20 protein-coding genes are annotated in these 20,007 nt (G+C 66.5%); 10 read left to right on the top strand and 10 right to left on the bottom strand.

Going from position 1 to position 20,007, the window contains the following annotated elements; genetic code table 11:
• Nucleotides 1-51 precede the first annotated feature (51 nt).
• Nucleotides 52-822 carry an IclR family transcriptional regulator C-terminal domain-containing protein gene (locus H3H55_RS24495; protein WP_072436791.1) on the bottom strand — a complete coding sequence of 257 codons (771 nt, stop codon included), beginning with the start codon at nt 820-822 and terminating at the stop codon, nt 52-54.
• Between the two features lie 169 nt (nt 823-991).
• Between H3H55_RS24495 and H3H55_RS24490 the strand changes: the two genes are divergently transcribed.
• Complete coding sequence (locus tag H3H55_RS24490; protein ID WP_193100563.1) at nt 992-1,225, top strand: AbrB/MazE/SpoVT family DNA-binding domain-containing protein; 234 nt, start codon at nt 992-994, stop codon at nt 1,223-1,225.
• Complete coding sequence (locus H3H55_RS24485; protein WP_193100562.1) at nt 1,212-1,625, top strand: PIN domain-containing protein; 414 nt, start codon at nt 1,212-1,214, stop codon at nt 1,623-1,625. Before H3H55_RS24490 ends, H3H55_RS24485 begins: the two co-directional genes overlap by 14 nt.
• Nucleotides 1,626-1,813: 188 nt before the next feature.
• On the opposite strand, the gene H3H55_RS24480 is transcribed toward H3H55_RS24485, so the two are convergent.
• Together H3H55_RS24480 and shiA are read right to left on the bottom strand one after the other, a co-directional pair.
• A complete protein-coding gene (locus tag H3H55_RS24480; RefSeq protein ID WP_129514881.1) occupies nt 1,814-3,115 on the bottom strand; it encodes a UDP-N-acetylglucosamine 1-carboxyvinyltransferase in 1,302 nt (433 codons plus the stop codon).
• Nucleotides 3,116-3,320: 205 nt separating this feature from the next.
• Nucleotides 3,321-4,628, bottom strand: coding sequence for a shikimate transporter (gene shiA / locus H3H55_RS24475; protein WP_129514882.1), 1,308 nt, complete (start codon nt 4,626-4,628; stop codon nt 3,321-3,323).
• Nucleotides 4,629-4,984: 356 nt separating this feature from the next.
• On the opposite strand from shiA, the gene H3H55_RS24470 reads away from it, so the two are divergent.
• Entirely contained in the window at nt 4,985-6,112 is a 1,128-nt protein-coding gene (locus H3H55_RS24470; protein WP_193100561.1) for a 4-hydroxyphenylpyruvate dioxygenase family protein, read from the top strand.
• Nucleotides 6,113-6,151: 39 nt separating this feature from the next.
• On the opposite strand, the gene H3H55_RS24465 is transcribed toward H3H55_RS24470, so the two are convergent.
• The 5 genes from H3H55_RS24465 to H3H55_RS24445 form a co-directional block, all read right to left on the bottom strand.
• Nucleotides 6,152-7,387 carry an NADH:flavin oxidoreductase gene (locus H3H55_RS24465; protein WP_193100560.1) on the bottom strand — a complete coding sequence of 412 codons (1,236 nt, stop codon included), beginning with the start codon at nt 7,385-7,387 and terminating at the stop codon, nt 6,152-6,154.
• A gap of 284 nt (nt 7,388-7,671) precedes the next feature.
• Complete coding sequence (locus tag H3H55_RS24460) at nt 7,672-9,012, bottom strand: type II toxin-antitoxin system HipA family toxin (protein ID WP_193100559.1); 1,341 nt, start codon at nt 9,010-9,012, stop codon at nt 7,672-7,674.
• Between the two features lie 2 nt (nt 9,013-9,014).
• Nucleotides 9,015-9,452 (bottom strand): helix-turn-helix domain-containing protein, encoded by a 438-nt coding sequence (locus tag H3H55_RS24455; protein ID WP_193100558.1) that lies wholly within the window; start codon nt 9,450-9,452, stop codon nt 9,015-9,017.
• 183 nt (nt 9,453-9,635) lie between these two features.
• The gene (gene ribBA / locus H3H55_RS24450; protein WP_193100557.1) at nt 9,636-10,760 is read right to left on the bottom strand and encodes a bifunctional 3,4-dihydroxy-2-butanone-4-phosphate synthase/GTP cyclohydrolase II; all 1,125 of its coding nucleotides are present in this window, start codon (nt 10,758-10,760) and stop codon (nt 9,636-9,638) included.
• Nucleotides 10,757-11,695, bottom strand: a complete 939-nt coding sequence (locus tag H3H55_RS24445) for an alpha/beta hydrolase (RefSeq protein ID WP_193100556.1) — start codon at nt 11,693-11,695, stop codon at nt 10,757-10,759. Before H3H55_RS24445 ends, ribBA begins: the two co-directional genes overlap by 4 nt.
• Before the next feature lie 282 nt (nt 11,696-11,977).
• On the opposite strand from H3H55_RS24445, the gene H3H55_RS24440 reads away from it, so the two are divergent.
• A complete protein-coding gene (locus H3H55_RS24440) occupies nt 11,978-13,168 on the top strand; it encodes a helix-turn-helix transcriptional regulator (protein WP_129514887.1) in 1,191 nt (396 codons plus the stop codon).
• A gap of 196 nt (nt 13,169-13,364) precedes the next feature.
• Here the strand turns inward: H3H55_RS24440 and H3H55_RS24435 are convergent, their stop codons facing one another.
• Entirely contained in the window at nt 13,365-14,030 is a 666-nt protein-coding gene (locus H3H55_RS24435) for a cation diffusion facilitator family transporter (RefSeq protein ID WP_193100555.1), read from the bottom strand.
• Between the two features lie 377 nt (nt 14,031-14,407).
• On the bottom strand, nt 14,408-14,857 hold the full coding sequence (locus tag H3H55_RS24430) for an ester cyclase (protein WP_193100554.1): 450 nt from the start codon (nt 14,855-14,857) through the stop codon (nt 14,408-14,410).
• Nucleotides 14,858-15,126: 269 nt separating this feature from the next.
• Between H3H55_RS24430 and H3H55_RS24425 the strand changes: the two genes are divergently transcribed.
• The 6 genes from H3H55_RS24425 (at nt 15,127) to H3H55_RS24400 (ending at nt 19,994) form a co-directional block, all read left to right on the top strand.
• Nucleotides 15,127-15,702, top strand: a complete 576-nt coding sequence (locus tag H3H55_RS24425) for a hypothetical protein (RefSeq protein ID WP_193100553.1) — start codon at nt 15,127-15,129, stop codon at nt 15,700-15,702.
• A gap of 190 nt (nt 15,703-15,892) precedes the next feature.
• Nucleotides 15,893-16,612 carry a 2OG-Fe(II) oxygenase gene (locus H3H55_RS24420; RefSeq protein ID WP_226800358.1) on the top strand — a complete coding sequence of 240 codons (720 nt, stop codon included), beginning with the start codon at nt 15,893-15,895 and terminating at the stop codon, nt 16,610-16,612.
• A gap of 20 nt (nt 16,613-16,632) precedes the next feature.
• Entirely contained in the window at nt 16,633-16,938 is a 306-nt protein-coding gene (locus tag H3H55_RS24415) for an Ada metal-binding domain-containing protein (protein WP_193100552.1), read from the top strand.
• Nucleotides 16,935-17,708, top strand: a complete 774-nt coding sequence (locus H3H55_RS24410) for a 2OG-Fe(II) oxygenase (RefSeq protein ID WP_193100551.1) — start codon at nt 16,935-16,937, stop codon at nt 17,706-17,708. The genes H3H55_RS24415 and H3H55_RS24410 overlap by 4 nt, the downstream gene beginning before the upstream one ends.
• 113 nt (nt 17,709-17,821) lie before the next feature.
• The gene (locus H3H55_RS24405; RefSeq protein WP_193100550.1) at nt 17,822-18,373 is read left to right on the top strand and encodes a methylated-DNA--[protein]-cysteine S-methyltransferase; all 552 of its coding nucleotides are present in this window, start codon (nt 17,822-17,824) and stop codon (nt 18,371-18,373) included.
• A gap of 601 nt (nt 18,374-18,974) precedes the next feature.
• Nucleotides 18,975-19,994: a DNA-binding protein gene (locus H3H55_RS24400; protein WP_193102134.1), complete on the top strand. Its 1,020-nt coding sequence runs from the start codon at nt 18,975-18,977 to the stop codon at nt 19,992-19,994.
• Nucleotides 19,995-20,007: the final 13 nt, after the last annotated feature.

Here is a 20,007-nt window from a genome sequence, read left to right as displayed (position 1 = left end):
TGAAGCGGTGCAATTGCTTCCGCAGCGCGGATGCACCGTCTTCGCGGGTTCCTACAACACGTTGAGCATCGCGAGCGCGGCTTCCTGCAGGTGCGGCAGCACGCGCCGCACGGCGGCATCGGTCGTCTCCGTGCCGATCGGCATGTTCGTGCTCAGCGCGGCGACCACTTCGCCGTGACGGTTCTTCAGCGGCACCGCGATCCCGCGCACGCCGACCTGCAATTGCTGTTCGATCGCCGCGAAACCCGCGTCGCGCGCGTGGTCGACCTGTTCGAGCAGCCGCGCCTTGTTGGTGATCGTGTGCGGTGTGAACGGCGGCAGTTCGGTGTCGTCGAGCCATGCGCGCACGGCTTCGCGATCGGGATGATGGGCGAGCAGCACGACGCCCGGCGACGTGAGCGGCGCCGGCACGCGCGCGCCGAGCACGAAGCCGGTCGTCATCACGCGCGACACGCCGTTGCGCGCGATGAACACCAGCTCCCATCCGTCGAGCACGCTCACGTATGCCGATTCGTTCAGCGACGCGCTCAGTTGCTGCAGATAGGGCTGGACCGTGCGCGGCAGGCGCGCCGAATCGAAGTACGACCAGCCGACCCGCAGCACGCGTGGCGTGAGGCCGTACAGCTTGCCGTCGGTGTACACGTAGCCGAGCGATTCGAGCGTCAGCAGGTAGCGCCGCGCGGCCGTGCGCGTGAGACCGGTGCGCGCGGCGGCCTGCGTGGGCGTCATGCGCGCGTGCTGGCTGTCGAAGGCTTCCAGGATCATCAGGCCTTTTTCGAGGCCGGCAATCCAGTCGCGTCGGTCGAGTTCGGGCTTTTTCATCGTCGGGGAGCGTCGGGAAGCAGAGCGATTGCGGGCGGTGATCGCGCGGAATTGGGCGATTATCGCGCGATCCGACCGGCGGCGGCTTCCGATGCGTGCGTGATGCCCCGATTTTGCGAGCGAGACACGAAGGATATACAATCAGTTATGTATATCCAAGGAGGTGCGTATGCAAGTGGCAAAGTGGGGTAACAGCCTGGCCGTCCGCCTTCCCGCCAGCGTCGTTGACGCACTGGAGCTCCGCGAAGGGGACGATATCGAAATCGTGGTCGATGGTCCGCGCGTTTTTGCCGTCAGTCGCAAGCCGAGGGCCGACGAGCTTCTGCAACGGTTGCGGAAATTCAGGGGCAAGCTGCCCGCCGATTTCAAGTTCAGCCGGGACGATGCGAATGAGCGGGGTTGAGTCGGCGAAATCGTTCGTCGACAGCAATGTCGTGCTTTATTTGCTGTCCGAGGACGAAACCAAGGCGAATCGGGCGGAGTCGCTGTTCCTGCGGCGGCCCACCATCAGCGTCCAGGTACTGAACGAAGTCGCCAGCGTTTGCAGCCGAAAACTGCGGATGCCGTGGAGCGACGTTGGGCAGTTTCTGGAGCCGATCAGGAGCTTGTGCCATGTCGTACCGGTCACGATCGATACGCATGACCTGGCGCGAAGGCTGGCCGAGCGTCATGGCTTGTCCTTCCATGACGCGTGCATCGTCGCCGCCGCGTCGCTCGAGGGCTGCGAGACCCTGTACACCGAGGACATGCACGACGGCCTGCGCGTGGAAGGCGGTCCGGTGCTGCGAAATCCGTTCGCCTGAACGTCGAGAGTTCCGGGCGCGCTACCGGCAGGCGCACCGCGATCAGTCTGGGCGACGCGCGTCGATTTCCTGGTGCCCGTAGCCGACTGCGGGGCAGGCGAGTCACGCCAGAGGAGTCGGCCGGCGGCTTGTCGAAGCCGCCGGGTGAGTGCAGCGCCCGCGTTACGCGCGCCGCACCCGTCAGGGTCTTACTCGCTGCTCGTCCACTCGACGTTCGCGCCGACCGAGCGCAGGTTCTCGACGAAGTGCGGATGCGCGCGGCGGATCGGCAGCGCATTCATGATTTCCGAGCGGCCTTCGATGCTCGCGGCCACCATCAGCAGCGCGATCGCGACGCGGATGATGTATGGGCTCTCGACGCGCGCCGGCGTCAGTTGCAGCCCGCCGAACGTGATCAGCCGGTGCGGATCGGACAGCAGCACGTGCGCGCCGAACTTCGACAGTTCGCCGGACCAGCCGAGCGCGCCGTCGTAGACCTTGTTCCAGAACATCGCGCTGCCTTCCGCGCGCACGCCGAGTGCGATGAAGATCGGCAGCAGGTCGACCGGCAGGTACGGCCACGGCGCGGCTTCGACCTTGGTCAGGATGTTCTGCGTGAACGGCCGGCGCACGCGCAGCGGGCCATCGCGTTCCGCGCGCGACCAGCCGTCGCGGTGCGTGACGTTCACGCCGAACTTCGCGAACGTGCGGTCGATCAGCGGGAAATGCTCGGGCGACGAGTTGCGCACCGTGATGTCGCCGCCCGTGATCGCGCCGAGCGCGAGGAACGTCGCGATCTCGTGGAAATCCTCGGCGAAACGGAACTCGCCGCCTCCGAGCTTGCCACCGCCCGTCACGCAGAGCCGCGACGTGCCGATGCCCTCGATCGTGACGCCGATCATCGCGAGGAACTGGCAGAACTCCTGCACGTGCGGCTCGGATGCCGCGTTCATCAGCGTCGACGTGCCGCTCGCCGTCGTCGCGCACAGCGCGAAGTTTTCGGTGGTCGTCACCGACGCGTAGTCGAACCAGTGATCGTTGGCCGTCAGCGGGCCGTCGGTGCGGACGATCAGCGAATCGGACGTGCGCTCGATGTGCGCGCCGAAACGCTCGAACACCTCGACGTGCGGATCGATCTCGCGCACGCCGAGCGTGCAGCCTTTCACGTCGTTCTCGAGACGCGCGACACCGAAGCGCGCGAGCAGCGGCGGAATCAGCATGATCGACGAGCGCATCGCCTCGGGCAGGCGGTGGACGGCCGGATCGAACTTCGTGTTGCGATGGTGGAGTTCGAGCAGACCCGTCGTGAAGTCGACCGACACATCGCTGCCGAGCGTGCGGAAGATGTCGAGGATCTTGCGCACATCGGTGATGTCCGGCACGCCGATGAGGCGCAGCGGCTGATCGGTCAACAGGGTGGCGCACAGAATCGGCAGGACGGCGTTCTTGTTCGCGGACGGCTTGATGTCCCCGCGCAGCGGAGTGCCGCCGTGGACGATGAGATTCGACATGATATGGGGGCGTATCGGTGACTGACGTAGGCCCATATGATGCCATTGGTCGGCGGGCGGCGTGGAATGTTCAGAGGGGAAATGGGGGATTGGTGCGCGTGATTGACAGTGTTTGACGTCGCGCCCGCGATGCAGATGTGCGGCCGCCGGCCGACGTGCGGAGAGATGGCCGGCCGCGAGTCGGGTCGGCCATCCGGTCAGGTCGTCACTGCGCCGCCCGCATCCGCGCGGCGACCACCAGCGAGATCAGGCAACCCACCGCGAGATAACCGGCGACGAGGTGCCACGAACCGCCGGCCACGCTGACGAGGCCGACCGCGATGAACGGCGTGAAGCCGCCGCCGACGACGCTCGCGAACTGGTAGCCGACGCCCGCGCCGCTGTAGCGATATTCAGCGCCGAACAGCTCGGTGAACAGCGGCTGCTGGACGCTCACGACCATGTCGTGCGCGGCATTCGCGAGCAGGATCGAGAAGATCACGATCCACGCGATCGACCGCGCCTCGAGCGCGACGAAAAACGGCACCGCGGACGCGAGCCCGATCAGCGCGCCGATCAGGTAGATGCGGCGCAGGCCGTAACGGTCGGCCAGCCACGCGAAGCACGGGATCGTCACGCAGCTCACCGCGCCGACCAGCAGCCCGATGTTCAGGAACAGGTCGCGCGACATGCCGAGGTTCGTCGTCGAATAGCTGAGCGCGAACGCGGTGACGATATACATCGTGAACAGTTCGGCGAGCCGCAGCGCGATGATCAGCAGGAACGCCTTCGGATGGCGCGTCAGCGCTTCCAGCACCGGCAGGCGCAGCTTGCGGTTGCCGTGCTCGACCTTCTCGACGAATTCCTGCGACTCGTCCATGTTCTTGCGCACCCACAGCCCGATCAGCACGAGCACGATGCTGAACACGAACGGCAGTCGCCAGCCCCACGACTTGAATGCGGCCTCGCCGAGCGTGTGGCTCAGGATCGACACGATGCCCGTGGCCAGCACGAGCCCGACACCGTAGCCGACCTGCACGCCGCTGCTGTAGAACGCCTTCTTTTGCTTCGGTGCGCTTTCGACGGCCATCAGCGCCGCGCCGCCCCATTCGCCGCCGACCGCGAAACCCTGGACCGCGCGCATCAGCACCAGCAGCACCGGCGCCCACCAGCCGATCGTCGAGAACGCCGGCAGCAGGCCGATCGCGACGGTCGACAGCCCCATCAGCATCACGGTCAGCACGAGCATCCGCTTGCGGCCGAGCCGGTCGCCGTAGTGACCGAACACGACGCCGCCGAGCGGCCGGAACAGGAAGCCGACGCCGAACGTCGCGAACGCCGCGAGCGTGCCCATCGTCGGGCTGACTTTCGGGAAGAACTCGGAATTGAATACCAGCGCGGCGACGATCCCGTACAGCAGGAAGTCGTACCAGTCGACGACAGCGCCGACGAAGCTGCCGATCGCGGCCTTGCGGGCCTGGCTGCGCGCGCGGGCGCCGGCAGCGGCGTCGAGGGTGTCGAAGGTTGGGGTCATTGCGGTGTCTCCTGGTACGGCGCATCGTTGATCGTGGCGGCGCCGCGTCCGATGCTGCATTGAAGTCGATGGGTGAACGGAGAATAGGGCGCGCGCCGAACGGCGGCAATTGGCCAATCGGACAAAGTGCGCGATTATCGTTCAAGTCCGTGCGACTATCGAACGCTTTCCGGGTTTGCACTAGGCGGCGCGACGATATCCCGTTCGGCCAGGGTGTGCCGCCGTGAACGATTTGGTTAAAATCTGCAGCATCGAAAACTCGCCCGTTCGGGGCGGAGGCCCGGCCGCCACATCGGCCGCGCATGCCGCACGCAACGGGCGTCATCCCCACGGACCGCATGCCCCCGGAGACTGGAATGCCCGGCAATTCCCACCCCCTGTCCAGCGATACGCCGCCCGTCGCCGATCCGGCCGCCAATCCGCTCGGGATGGCCGGCCTCGAATTCGTCGAATTCGCGGCGCCTGTGCCGGAAGCGCTCGCGCAACGCTTCGAGCAACTCGGGTTCAAGGCGATCGCGCGGCATGTCAGCAAGAACGTCACGCTGTACCGGCAAGGGCAGATGCATTTCCTAATCAACGCCGAGCCCGAATCGTTCGCCGCGCGCTACGCGGAGGAGTACGGGATGGGCGTCTGCGCGATCGGGCTGCGCGTGGCCAGCGCACGGCGCGCGTTCGAGCGTGCGATCGAGCTCGGCGCGTGGGCATTCGAGGGCGAGCGGGTCGGCGTCGGCGAGCTGAAGATCCCGGCGATCCAGGGCATCGGCGATTCGCATCTCTATTTCGTCGATCGCTGGCGCGGGAAGGACGGCCAGCGCGGCGGCGTCGGCGACATCTCGATCTTCGACATCGATTTCCGGCCGATCGACATCGCGACCGCGCATACCGATCTCGACTGCGTGGGCGTCGGCCTGCAGCAGGTCGACCATTTCACGCAAACGGTCGGCGCGGGGCGCATGCGGGAGTGGCTGGATTTCTACCACGATCTGCTGCACTTTCGCGAGATCCACGAAATCGACGCGCACTGGCATGTGTCGGAGGACTCGCGCGTGATGGTGTCGCCGTGCGGCGCGGTGCGGATTCCGGTCTACGAGGAAGGCACGCGGCGCACCGAGCTGATGCACGCGTATCTGCCCGACCATCCGGGCGAGGGTGTGCAGCACGTCGCGCTGGCCACCGACGACATCCGGTCCTGCGTCGATGCGCTGCGCGCGAACGGCGTCGAGTTCATCGAGCCGCCCGCACGCTATTACGACGACGTCGATGCGCGGCTGCCGGGGCACGGCGTCGATCTCGACGCGCTGCGACGCCGCGCGGTGCTGGTCGACGGCGAGATCGGCAGCGACGGCGTGCCGCGCCTGTTCTTCCAGACCTTCGTCAAGCGCCGGCCCGGCGAAATCTTCTTCGAGATCGTGCAGCGCAAGGGGCACCACGGGTTCGGGGAAGGGAACCTCGCGGCGCTTGCCCGCGCGCGCGACGCGGACTGATCGGCCACGGCGCCCGCATCACGCGTCATACATCAAACGTCACGCGCCGGCTGCCGGTACCCGGTTCGGCGCGGGGTCGTTCGGTTCGCGCAACACGCACGCCGTGCCGCCCGGCGTGTACATCGACACGACACAGCGGTTGCACGATGTGCAGCCCGACTGCGCGAGCCGGCCGTCACGCAGGCCGTTGACGAAACCCGGCTCGAACACCAGCGCCCGTGCGAGCGCGACCGCGTCGAATCCTTCGCGCATCGCCAGTTCGACGTTTTCGCGCGAACGCACGCCGCCGAGATAGGCAAGCGGCATCCTGACCGCCGCGCGCACCTTGCGCGAATGTTCGAGGAAATACATCTCGCGAAACGCGCCCATCTTCGGCTCGGTGAGCTTCTGCAGCGCCATCGCGGCGCGTACGATCGCGTTGTCGGCGTTCGCGCGTGCGTCGCCGGGCAGCGGGCTGCCGAACAGTTGCCACACCGATTCGACGTTCATCCCGCCGCTCAGCACGAGCAGGTGCGCGCCTTCGGCTTCGAGCCGCCGCGCGATCTCGCACGCGTCGTCGGCCGTTCCGCCGCCGCGTACGCCCTCGGTCACACCGATCTTGCAGACCACGGCGAGATCTCGGCCCACCGCATCGAGCACGCGACGCAGCACCTCGACCGGGAACGCCGCGCGCCGCGCCGCGTCGCCGCCGTACGCATCGCGGCGGCGGTTGTACAGCGGGGACAGGAACTGGCTCAGCAAATAACCGTGCCCCATGTGGATCTCGACTGCATCGAAGCCGGCGTCGCGCGCATGCCGCGCGGCCTGCGCGAATTCGTCGGCGATCGCCGACATCTGGTCGCGCGTCATCGCCTGCTTCAGGAAGCGGCCGCTCATCACGCCGACCTTGTTGAAGCCGCCCGACGCACTCAACGGGCGTTTCGTCGACAGCGACGGCAGGAACGTGAAGCAGCCGCCATGCGTGATCTGCGCGGAGGCGGCCGCACCGTGGCGATGGACGGCGTCGGTCAGCGCGCGGAATTGCCGGACCGTTGGCACATCGAGTTGCGCCTGGTCGACGAACGTGCGGCCGTCATCGCTGATCGCGCAGTACGCGACGGTCGTCAGCGCGGCGCCGCCTTCGGCGATGCGCTCGTGAAAACGGACGAGCGCGCGCGACGGCACGCCGTTCGGCGTCATGCCTTCGTTGGTGGCGGACTTGATCAGGCGGTTGCGCAGCGTCAGCGGGCCGATCTGCAGCGGGCTGAACGCGGTCGTGAGGTCGGCTGAATCCATGAGGGCGCGGGCGTCGGGAATGGGCACGGCGATCATTGTGCGGCGGTGGTGCGGGCGCGCATCGTCCGGGTGGACGAGACTTTCATGCGGAACCGTCTGAAATGCCCGCGCAAGCGTAGCTTCGCTGTTCGCAAGGATGAATCGTCGGCAGCGTCCGATCTCGGCATCGCGGCGCATGCCCCGGTCCGACCCGGAAGAACCGTCGATTCAACGCATCAGAGCACCGCAACCGGGCCAAAGCCCCGAGACGACGTACTGAAACTGAAACCGAACCCGCCGAAACGTCACGCGGAATCGCCGGCCCCGAGCTTGCGGCTCTGCCGACGCATGCCGTCGAAGATCGCGTCCGCCACGTCCGCCGGAAAATCCGCCGGGATCTGCGCCGCGACTTCGGCGATCGCGGGTTCCGTGCGCGCGGCGACGGCCGCCATCGCGACGCGCACGTCGTCTTCGGTCAGGCCGACGCGCCGGCCCTGCGCGATCCAGTGACGCGGCTGGATCTCGCCGATCACGTAGTGCCGGTTCTTCCCGCACACGGCCATCGCGAGCCGCGCGCGGCGCGGCGGCAGCTGGTTGCGGCGCGTGCCGATGATCGGATGCGCGGACAGCACGTCGTACAGCGGCGTGCTGCGGTACGTGTTGCCGGGCAGGTGCGCGATGCTGAAGTTCTTCGCATGGCCATCGATCGCCGCGAGCACCCAGAACACGAGCTGCGCGACGAAGAAGTTCATCCGGTCGTGCGCGGCATCGGCCGAATTCGCGAGGACGCCCATGATCGTCTCGATGCCGGGCCCGCCGTCGGATTCGTATTTCGCGCCCGACGGCGTGCCGGTCGCCTGGCACATGTCCTCCTGCGGCAGACGCAGGATCCAGGTGCCGTCACGTGAAGGACGTCGGTCGAAGCGCTCGACGATCAGCGCCTTCTGGTCGTCGAACCGGCCGATCTCGCACGCCGCGACCGGCAGGCCGTACGCCGCGACGAGCTTCGAGCACAGCCATTCGTTCTCGACGGACGTCCGCATGTCGGCCTGCATGTTCCCGACGCGCCCGAGCGGCAACTTGAAGATGTGCGTGGTCGGCGTGCTGCCCGACGGCCGCAACCAGCGGTTCTGCTGGCGCAGCAACGCGGTCTTTTCCTGCGCGCCGGCGATCGACAGGCGCAGGTCGCCTTCCGGCTCCGCGTGGCCGGGCAGCGGCGCGGCGGTCGCGTGGCGCAACACGTCGGCGACGGCCGCGTCGTCGAGCATCACGCCGTCGATCGCCTCGAGATCGATGGGCGTCTCGCCGGGCGGCAGCATCTGGATCGCGCCCACGCAATCGCGCCCGATCGACGCGAGCAGTTCGAACGGCGCCGTTGATCCGAGCCGGTAGCGCTGAGCGATACGGCGGCGGATCGGCTCGCTGTCCGGCAGCAGGTTGTCGAAGTAGTCGGCGACGATCGCGCCCTGGTGCGGCTGGTTGCCGGGCGTGAAGGGCAGCGACAGCGAAAGCGGCCGCCCCTGGCGATCGTCGAGCCAGCCCGGCAGGTAGACGAGACGCTCGACGCCGCGCCGGACTTCCCAGTAGCCGACCGGAATGCCGTTCATCCACAGGTCGAGACGGTCGTGACGGACGCGCGTAGCCATCGTCACCAGTCCTCCCGTTTCGAGACCCGCGGCTTGCCCGGCGTTGCCGTCGCCGGCCGCTTCCGTGCGGCGCCGGTCGTGGTTTTGGTTCGTGCTTTCGCGGCTGTTGCTGCAGTGGCGCCGCGCGCCGGGTCCGGCATGCGCTTTTTCGCGGCCGGCTTGCGAGCCGCCGGCCCGGCATCGGCCTCGGCCTGGGGTTCGACCGATTCCACCGATTCATCCTGCGCGCCCAGATCGAGCGTCATGCGAACGCCGAGCGTGTTCAGCACCTTGAAAAGCCGTTCGATGCTGACCGCCGCCGGGTTGGCTTCGAGCTGCGCATAGGATTGCTGCGTGACGCCCAGGCGGGCGGCCAATTGCGCCTGCGTGAGCCTCGCGGATTTCCGGAAGCCGACGAGTATCGGGCGCAACTGGGTCAGGGTCTGGACAGGAAAGGCCATCGGGCGCTCCGCGAGATGACAGGCGATCGTTTGTAATCGAAAAATACAGTCTATGGTATGTATCGTCAAAATACAAACCCAAGACTGTATTCAACAAAAACAAACGATAGCCTGTTACGCGAAAAACCGGCCGGCCATACTGTCTGCGAGCGCCGCACACGACGCCCGCCCGTCACCCGAGCATCAAGCCGCCCGCAGCGGGTTCGCGTGCGCACCCCGCACGCTTTCCGGATCGTCGTCCCCGAGCGGAATGAACGCCATGATCTCCAGGTCGTGCCCCGACAACGCCGGCAGCCGGAACGGGCTCGACAGCACGTTCAGCCGCCGCACGCCGACGTCGCGCAGGATCTGCGACCCGATCCCCGTCACGCGTCCGTCGCGCCGCGCATTGCCGGCCGGCATCCGCATCGCGTCGCCGCGCATGTCGCAGTCGAGCAGCACCGCGACCCCGCAGCCGGCCGCATCGATCCGCTGCAGCGCGGCGTGCAGCGGCCACGAATGCGCGGACGGCTCCGCGTCGAGCAGGTCGAGCAGCGAATGGCATTCGTGCACGCGCGTCAGCACGGGCGTCGCCGGATCGGGTTCGCCGCGCACGAGCGCGAGATGCGGCGCGCCGTGCACGGTATCGCGATACTCGATCGCGCGGAACTGTCCCCACGGCGTATGCAGCGGTCGCTCGCCGACGCGTTCGACGAGCGATTCGTGCTCGCGGCGGTAGTGGATCAGGTCGGCGATCGTGCCGATCTTCAGCCCGTGAAGCGCGGCGAACGCCTTCAGCTCGGGGAGCCGCGCCATCGTGCCGTCGTCGTTCATCACCTCGCAGATCACCGACGCGGGCGTGAGCCCGGCGAGCGCCGCGAGATCGCAGCCGGCCTCGGTGTGCCCCGCACGCACCAGCACGCCACCCGGGCGCGCGGCGATCGGGAACACGTGGCCGGGCTGCACGAGATCGTCGGGGCGGGCGCCCGCACGGACCGCCGCGCGGATCGTATGCGCACGGTCGGCCGCCGAAATGCCGGTCGTCACGCCTTCAGCCGCCTCGATGCTGACGGTGAACGCGGTGCCGAACGGCGTGCCGTTGTGATCGGCCATCGGCGGCAGCCGCAGTTGCTCGCAGCGCTCGGCGGTCAGCGTCAGGCAGATCAGCCCGCGCCCGAAGCGCGCCATGAAATTGATCGCGTCGGGCGTCACGTGATCGGCCGCAATCACGAGATCGCCTTCGTTCTCGCGATCCTCTTCGTCGACGAGCAGGACCATCCGCCCCGCACGAAGCTCGTCGACGATCTCCAGCGTGCCGGCGAGCGTCATTGCGCCTCCGTCGCGTCGAATGCGCGGCGCAGCGCGTCGGCGCCGAACGTCAGCACGCGGTCGGCCGCATCGACGGCGCCGAGCATGCTCGCGAAACCATGCAACTGGCCGGGCCAGCGCACGAGCGTCACCGGCGTGCCGGCCTGCGCGAGACGCAGCGCATACGCTTCGGCCTCGTCGCGCAGCGGATCGAATTCGGCACTGACGATCGTCGCCGGCGCCGCGCCCGCGACGTCCGGCGCGGCGAGCGGGCTCGCGAGCGGCGACGCGCGATCGGCGCCGGCGTCGAAATAATGGTGCTTGAACCAGCGCATCATCTCCGCCGTCAGGAAATAACCGTCGCCGAGCGATTCATACGACGGATGCTCGGTCGCGCAATCGACGACCGGATACAGCAGCAACTGATGCGCGATGTCGATGCCCGAGCCGCGCAACTGCAGCGCGGCGACCGCCGCGAGATTGCCGCCGGCGCTGTCGCCGGCCACGGCCACCGCGCCGGGGCGCGCGCCGAGATCGCGTGCACTGGCGGCGGCCCAGCGCACGGCATCGCACGCGTCGTGCGCGGCCGCCGGGAAGCGCGCCTCGGGCGCGAGCCGGTAGTCGACCGACAGCACCAGCGTGCGCGCGCGTGTCGCGAGGCTGCGGCACAGGTTCGCGTGCGAATCGATGCCGCACGACACGAAGCCGCCGCCGTGGAAGAACACGGTCAGCGGCAACGGGCCGTCGGCAGCGGGCCGATACAACCGCGCGGACAACTGCCGGCCCGAGGCGGGAATCCGCCAGTCCTCCTCGGCGGCGACGGCATCGCCGGGCGCGAAGGCGCCGCCCGCGGCGAGGCTCGCACGGTAGGCGGGAACGGTGAGCTGGGCGAAATCGATCGCGGGTGCTTGGGCGAACGCGGCGAGCAGCGCCTGCGCCTGAGGGTCGAGCGGCATGGGAACTCCTGTCTGAATCGGATACGGTCTGAATCAGGTAAACCCGTGTCGCGGTTTTCCCTGAGTCCGGGCCGGACGCTTGCCGGCACGGCCTGACGGGCATTCCAGCGCAGCGGGCAGGGCGCCACATCATCCGATTGGACGATGGTTCGCCCGCCCGGATGGCCAATTCTCACTATTCAGTGAATCCCCCCGATGACGCCGGAATTTAGACGCGTCCTAATCATGGTTGCGAGATCAAGTCGCACTGGAAACATGTCGTATGGAGGATGGAGCGTGCTGATGGAGACGAGATGGGCTCCGCAAGAGAGCCAGGCAACAAGTGACGAGGCCGATGTCGGCGTCGCGGATTTCAGCGAGCTGATGGCACGCATCTACCAGGGGCCGCTGGAAACGCCGCCGTGGGCCGGTGCGCTCGAACTCGTCCGCCGCTGGCTGCAGGCGAACTACGTGACGCTGATCCTGCGCGCGGCCGCGAGCGACCGCCGCGCGCCGCTGTCCGTGCACGCATCGGAATTCGGCCCGGTCGTCCCGGGCGACGGCCAGGCGGCCTACAACGATTACTACTATTCCCTCGACCCGTTCGTCGGCCTGCCGGCCGATCGCGTGGTGACGGTCGACGACGTGTTCGGCGACACGGGCTGGCTGTCGAGCGAGCTGTACAAGCAGTTCCTGAAGCCGCAGGACGTGCGCTATATCCTCGGCGCGGACCTGCGCACGCCGTCGGGCGTCGAGTGCCGGTTCCGCGTGTGCCGCAACCATGCGTCGAAGCAGTTCTCGGCGCGCGACAAGGCGATCTGCGCGCTGCTGCTGCCGCACCTGAAGCGTGCGATCGAACTGCATTCGCGGCTCGACTCGGCCGAGGTCGAACGGTCGATCTATGCGAACGCGATCGACCGGATGCAGGTCGGCACGATCGCGCTCGACGAGAACGGCACGATCATCGACATGAACAGCGTCGCCGACGAGATCCTCAAGCAGAACAATGGTCTGACGATTGCGCGCGGCACGATCGAGGCTACCGACGCGCAGGAGAACCGCACGTTGAAGCGGCTGATCCGCCACGCGGTGATGGGGCACCACGGCACGGCCGCGGCAACGGTCGAGGCGATGCCGATCACGCGTAGTTTCGACAAGCCGCGCCTCGGGCTGCTGGTGCGCACGGTGCTGCTGTCCGACTGGTCGGAGGACAACAAGCGGCGGCCGGCCGTCACGCTGTTCCTGCGCGACCCCGACCGCAAGCCGCAGGGCGCGCAGGAAATCATCCGCAAGCTGTTCGACCTGACGCCCGCCGAGACGTCGCTCGCGCTGCTGCTGACGAACGGGCTGACGCTCGAGGAAGCCGCGGACGAATCGGGGATCAGCAAGAACACGGCGCGCACGCACCTGCGTGCGATCTTCTCGAAGACAGGCGTCACGCGCCAGGCGACGCTCGTGCGGATCCTGCTCGGGAGCGTGGTGCCGCTCGGGTAAGCGGCGGCCGATACCGAACACCATCGGAACCGGCCGCATTCGTCTTGCGATACATCGGCATGGGGGCCGATGACGACATCACGCAAAAGAGGCTCGCACAACGCGAGCCTCTTTGTCATTCCGCCCGGCCGATCCCCGATAGCGGGTATTGGAAGGGTGCACACCTCGTCGCAATGCCCGACGATGCCGCCCGCGCTTACGACCCGCGCGTCGAACGGTTCGCCCACTCCGCCAGCGCCGGCCACTGCGCGCAGCCGCGCCGGATGAACCCAACGCCCGTGCGGATCACGAGTGCGCCGATCGCAAGCGCGGCCACGTCGTCGAGACGGCCGAAACCGACCAGCGCCGCGCTCATCGCAAGCGCCGCCAGCAACGACGACAACGCATCGGTACGAACATGCCAGCCGCTCGCCTCGAGCAGCGCCGAACCCGTTTCGCGCGCCTTGCGCAGCATCCAGTACGACAGCGCGGCCTTGCCGGCGAGCGTCACGGCGACCAGCGCGAGCGTCGTCGCGACCGGCTGCACGACCGGCGGCGTATCGAACCGGGTCATCGCGTGCCAGATCATCTGCGCGCCCGTCGCGGCGAGCAATGCGCCGAGGCCGGCGAGTGCGAGCGGTTCGTAGGTCGGGCGCCGCTCCGGCGGCAGGCGCGCGTCGAGCCGGCACGCGACGAGGATCAGCGCATCGGCCGCGAGATCGATCGCCGCGTGCGCGACGTCCGCAAGCAACCCCGACGAATGCGCGGACCACGCCGCGACCGTCTCGACGGCGAGCAGCAGCAGGTTGATCGCGAGGCTGACGGCGAGGGCGCGGGACGTGGCCGCATAAACGTGGGGCGAGGCGCGCGACGTGCGCTGCATGGCGGATTCGTCTGTCGATAGCGTGGGTCAGCCCCGAACGCTACCGGTCGACGGTGGCAGGTAAATGACAAGCGGCGGACGCGGCTCGGACGGGCCCGATTCCGGTGCACCGTCCTGCAACGCGGCGCACGACATCCCGGGCGGCGGCGGCAAGCATGCCCGGCATGAGCGCTCAATGGTCACGGCCTTTACGGCGATTGCAGCGGCGTTTGCAGCGGCGTTTGCCGAGAGGGCGGGTCGGGGCGGAGATGACGGATGGGTCAGCGCACTCCCGTTACCATTCGCGCATTAAAAATGCACGAATCGGCTTGAGCCGATCCGTGCTCGTGGTTTTTGCTGCGGCCAATATCCGACCGGTGAACCGACCGTGTCCGCGCTCAGGCTTTCTTGATCAGCTCGAGTTGCGTGAGTGCCGTCACACCGTCATCGAGGCCGAGCTCTTCGACGATCAGACCGTCCTTCACGCGAAGGACCGTGGTCCCGGTAAAGTGCATCCGCCGGCCGGTCGAGGCAGGCAGCGACCCGATCAGAAAGTCGCTGAACGCCGGGCCCGTGTGCGTGCCGCCACCTTCCCACTGACCGACCACGTAGTCGCCTTCGGCGATCAGATCGGTGACGCCCCAGAAGTTGAGGTCCGGGAACGCCGCGCGGAAGTCGGTCATGAATGCCTTGATATCCTCACGGCCACGGCGCGGCTCGTGAAGCGAGTACTTCAGCAGCATGTCCGGCGCCGCAATTTCGTCGACGATGCGGAGGTCGCATTTCTCGCCCCAGAAATTCGTGAACCAGCGACCGACGACTGCCTTGTTATCGTCTTCCTTCGACATGTTCGACTCCTTGGTGATCTCGGTTGATAGAGAGACGGAGTGGCTCCGCTCGGAACGAACGATAGCGATCGAGCATGCGCACTTCTATTCGTTTCTTGTCGTTCCATTCAACGAATCGTCGTCAGCGTTCACGGCGTCGATTCGGGAAAATTAGGCAGCAAGAAACGGATCGAATCATTCTTCTCCAACCGATATCGTTCTCGACGAGAAAGCGAATCGCACACGTAGCGGATGCGATTACCCGTTCACAAAGTCAAAGACCGGAAGTGTTGAACATCGATTCTCAATTCATCACCGAGTGCGAAAAGACTGACAGCGACGTAGAGGCGATCCTGCACGTGCTGCACGCACAGGCTCAAATTCCGACGCCGATGGACGAAACGCGATTGGACCGGCTGGTTGCTCGATCGCTGGATCTCGACGAGCACGCTGCGCTCTCGCTGGAGGCGTTGGCCGGCGAAACGCACGTCCGCGTGATGAGAACACCGGCCCACTTCCTCACCGTCCTGAAGCAGGCGATCACGGAACTGAGACTGTCGCGGCTGTTCTGTTCCAGCAGCCAGGGGGAATTCCATCGGGGTATCTGTCCCGCCGCCTACGACGAGCGATCCGGGGAACATCATCCGGCAGAAATGGCCGCGTGGCGGGCCGGTTTTCGCGCGATGGCCCCGGAGCAACAAATGATGGCGGCGACGATCGTGTGGATGTACCGGTCCGGAGCCGATTCCATTTGGTTACGACGGGTACCGTGCACGTGGCGCGCGAGCGAGGCATTGCGCTACATGCACGATGCCGGGTGCCTGACGATCTGGATCAGGTTGATCGCACGATTTCCCGGTTGGTGAATCGCATCGCGGTACGCGAGTATTACCGCAAGAAATGGAGTTCGGCTCGGGGCTGTCGCATGTAAATTCGAGGTATTCCTTTCCATGTCGACGAGGCGTCGACCGCAAACGCGAGCGCCTGCGATGCGACGCGACGCGACGCGACGCGACGCGAAGCCCAATCTTGAGCGCGCCGAACTCAAATCCCAACATGACTTTCAACATGACCGAAACTGCCATCAGCTGCGCCGCGCCGGACTGGATCGACATCGGCGCGCAACTCGATTCCGACGGATACGCGCTGCTGCCCGGTGCATTCGATCGCGACGAGGTGCGTGCACTCGCACGCCAGATCAGCGAGGACGGGGCGGGGCGCCGCGTGTCGCTCGATTCGCTCGAGTTGGGGCGCGGGGAAATCTTGCGCTTCGGTGCGCAACTGCCGGAGCCGCTGGCGTCCTGGCGTGCCGCGCTGTATCGAGATCTTGCCCCCATCGCCAATCGCTGGAACGAGATCCTGGGTGTCGAGTATCGATATCCATTGGAATTGAACGCTTTCCTGCGGCGTAACAGCGACGACGGGCAAAGCCAACCCTTGTCTCATCTGAACCGACTCGGCGCCGGCGATCATCTGGCGCTGCATCAGAGCAGCGATGGCGAGCACGTCTTTCCGATGCAGGTCGTCGTGCTGCTGAGTGAAGCCGGCAAGGACTTCACGGGTGGGGAATTTGTGCTCACCGAACAGCGCCCGCGCATGCAGTCGCGCCCGATGGTTGTGCCGCTCACGCTGGGAGATGCCGCGATCATCAGCACGGCACAGCGCCCCTTCAAGGGGACCAAGGGCTACTACCGCGTGAATCTCAAGCATGCAATCAGCCGCGTTCGCGGCGGTGAGCGGCTTGGCGTCGAGCTGTCGTTTCACAATGCCCGTTGACGGGCTGGAAGACAGCGAACGTGACGCCATCCACGCGATTCAAACTGATCGGCCGAGACGGCAAGCCGTACGACAGCGACGTGCCGGGCACACTCGGCGGGCATCGACGCAACCGTATCTACGGCCGGCTCGATTGCCGGTCCGCGCTGCGGGCAATCGCGCGTGGCGAATACGTCAAACACCGCGTGTTCTTTCAAGACGAAGCGACCGCTGTGGCGGCCGGCTATCGTCCCTGCGCAATCTGCCTGCCGGAAAAGTACACGGCGTGGAAGGCGGCCACGGCATCGCATTCAAATAAAACACGCATCAAGGAGCCGCACTCATGACCAGACAGGCAACGCTGTTGCTCGACGCCGATCCTGTGGATGTCGACGGGGAATCAGCCGACACGTCGGTCGACGCCAGGATCGCAGCGATCGATTGGGCGGCATTCGAGCGAGACCTGACGCACGACGGGTACGCGGTACTTCCCAAACTGCTCGCGCCGTCGCTCTGCAGCGAGGTAGCCGGCTACTATCCTCAGGAAGCGCGCTTTCGCAGCCGCATCGTGATGGAGCGATACGCGTTCGGTCGGGGCGAATACAAGTATTTCGCGCGACCGCTGCCCGATATCGTCGGTCAACTGCGTGAATCGCTTTATTCACGTCTGGCGCCCATTGCGAACCGCTGGCATGGCTTGATGCGGATCGACACCCGGTTTCCTGCGACGCTTTCGGAATTCCAGACCGTGTGCCGTAACGCAGGACAGACCCGGCCGACGCCACTGCTTTTGCGCTACCGAGAGAACGACTATTGCTGCCTGCACCAGGATCTGTACGGCGAGTTCGTGTTCCCGTTGCAGGCGATCTTCCTGCTCGACGAGCCCGGGCGGGATTTCGACGGCGGCGAGCTCCTGTTGACCGAAAGCGATCCGAAGAAGCCGGGCCGGGCCGAGGTGGTGCCGCTTCGGCAAGGCGACGCGGTCGTTCTCGCGGTGAACCATCGGCCGGTAAAGTCGCCGCGGGGATTCTATCGAGCCGTGCTCCGGCACGGCGTGAGCCGCTTGCGCCGCGGCGAGCGGCGTACGCTCGGCGTCATTTTCCACGACGCGAAGTAGCATCGGAACGCACGCGGAAGAACACGAATGAGAGCGCAAGAGCCGGAGTTCGGCTGCGGCTTCATACAGATAAAGTAGGTGCACCGTAACGTGCTTTCGATCGGGAGCGAATCATGCAGCTTTTTCAGAGTCGTCTTGAAACCCCGATGGGTGACATGTTGCTTGTCACCGATACCCAGGATGCGATTCGCGCACTCGAGTTTGCCAGCCACGCCACGCGTCTGAATCGTGGTCTGCGCGAACGATATGGGGCGACCGAAGTCACGAGCCGCCCGGTGCCGGAAGCGATCAAGCGTGCGATCGACCGATATTTTGCGGGTGAGTTGACCGCTATCGACACGTTGCCGACCGCAACGGTCGGCACCGATCTGCAGCAGCGCGTGTGGAGCGCCTTGAGGCGCATTCCGCCGGGCACGACGACGACGTACGGAAAGCTCGCGAAGGAACTGGGCTTTGAAGACCCCCGTGCCGCGATCGACATTGGCGCAGCCAATGGCGCCAATCCTGTCGCGATCGTGGTGCCGTGCCACCGGGTGATCGCAAGCAACGGCGATCTGAAGGGGTATGCGTGGGGCCTGGACCGGAAGCGCTGGCTCCTCGCGCACGAGAAGGTACCGGCATTCTCCGGCCAGGTTCCGCATTCGATGTCGCTCCCGGGGTTCTGACTATTCCCGGATCGAGTACCACGGCGGACATGTGGCCGCCGTGGGTGTGTCTCCAGTCACGTCACTTTCTCCGCTGCCCGTAATCGTCTCGGGCACTTCCGACCTTGCACGCTCTCCGGGATCGCGTCTCGAACGATCCTGCCGCGAGCGACATTGAGCGGGGGATGGCTCGGCGGTGATGGATATGCCATTCCGCTTGCCGGCGGTGTTTGGCCGCCGTCCAGCGTGCGCAAATGCTGCGCCTGCAGCGATCCAACGACCCTCGCCGCCGTTCCGTCGGCGCGGATGTGAATGCCGTAGTCGCCAGTTATCCCGCAGGCGCTACCGTTTTCAAACCACCGATCCTCCTCCCAATCCACATCCAAGATGCGCGGCGTGAAGCCGCCGAGCCCGACTGGGTAACGCTTGGGTCATGCCGCCCGATCCCTCGCGAGGGAAGGCAGTTACAAGGTCGTGCACACGAACAGCCGAGATTCCGCGCGCCGCGCCGGCATCCTTCCATTTCAACATTATAGAAATAATGTCAAATTATTAGACCACGATGATTGGATATTTAGCGGTTTACGTTATATTATTGACGAAATCACCGACGAAACCCGCCATGTCCGATCTCGCTGCCGACGAACCCCGCCTGACCGCCGAAATCGAGCGCCTCAAGGCCGACTTCCCGAAAACCCGCGAGCTGTATCGAGAAGCCTGCGCGCTGCTGTTCTTCCGTTTCGGCATCACGCCCACCGCGAACCGCCTGTACCAACTCGTTCGCAAGGGCAGCATGAGCACGCCGACGGCCGTCCTCGGCGAGTTCTGGGCCGAACTGCGGGAAAAGAGCCGCGTCCGCATCGAGCATCCCGATCTGCCGGCCGATCTGCAGGCGGCAGCCGGCGAGCTGGTCGCGGCGTTGTGGAATCGGTCGAGCACCGAAGCGGCCACCGCGCTCGACGCACTGCGCGCGGAAGTCGAAGCCGAGCGGGCGGCGGCGAACGCGGAAGTCGCCGCGCTGCAGGCCGAACTCGGCCGCACCGAAACCGCGCTGGAACAACGCACGGCCGCGCTGCTGGCCGCGCAGGTGCGCATTCAGGAGCTGGAGCAGGCGAGGGCGGCGGACGACGCGTCGCGGCGCGCGCTGCAATCGGATATCGAACGCCTGAAGGCCGACAACGCGGAAGGCGATCGCGCACTCGTGCAAGCTCGCGCGGACTTCACCACCCAGCTCGACCGGCTGCGTGACGACGCGGGCCGGGCCGAGGAACGCTTGCGCGCATCGGAGAAGCGGGCGCTTCAGGAGATCGATCGCGAGCGGCTCGCGGCCGCGCGGCTGCAAAAGGAACTGGATGCCACGGCATCGCGCGCCGAACAACGCGATGCGCAGCACCGCAAAGACATCGCCACGCTGCAGGCGCAACTCGGCGACGCGCTGCATCGATGCGGCGTCCTTCAGGGGCAGCTCGACGGCGCGCAGGCGACCGATGCGGCGCGCGGCAAGGAGCTCGATGCGCTGAGGCGGGAGATGACGGTGCTCGCGCGCCGGGCCCCGCTGCGCGGCGCCAAGACGGCGCCGGCCGCGCAGCGAGACGAGCGAAGAACGCGCACGCGAAAGCGTGCCGACGACGCGGCGCGCTGACGGCGAAACCAAC

The organism is Burkholderia sp. Z1 (genome assembly GCF_014893795.1).
GTDB lineage: Bacteria > Pseudomonadota > Gammaproteobacteria > Burkholderiales > Burkholderiaceae > Burkholderia > Burkholderia theae.
This window is presented reverse-complemented; position numbering and strand designations above follow the sequence as displayed.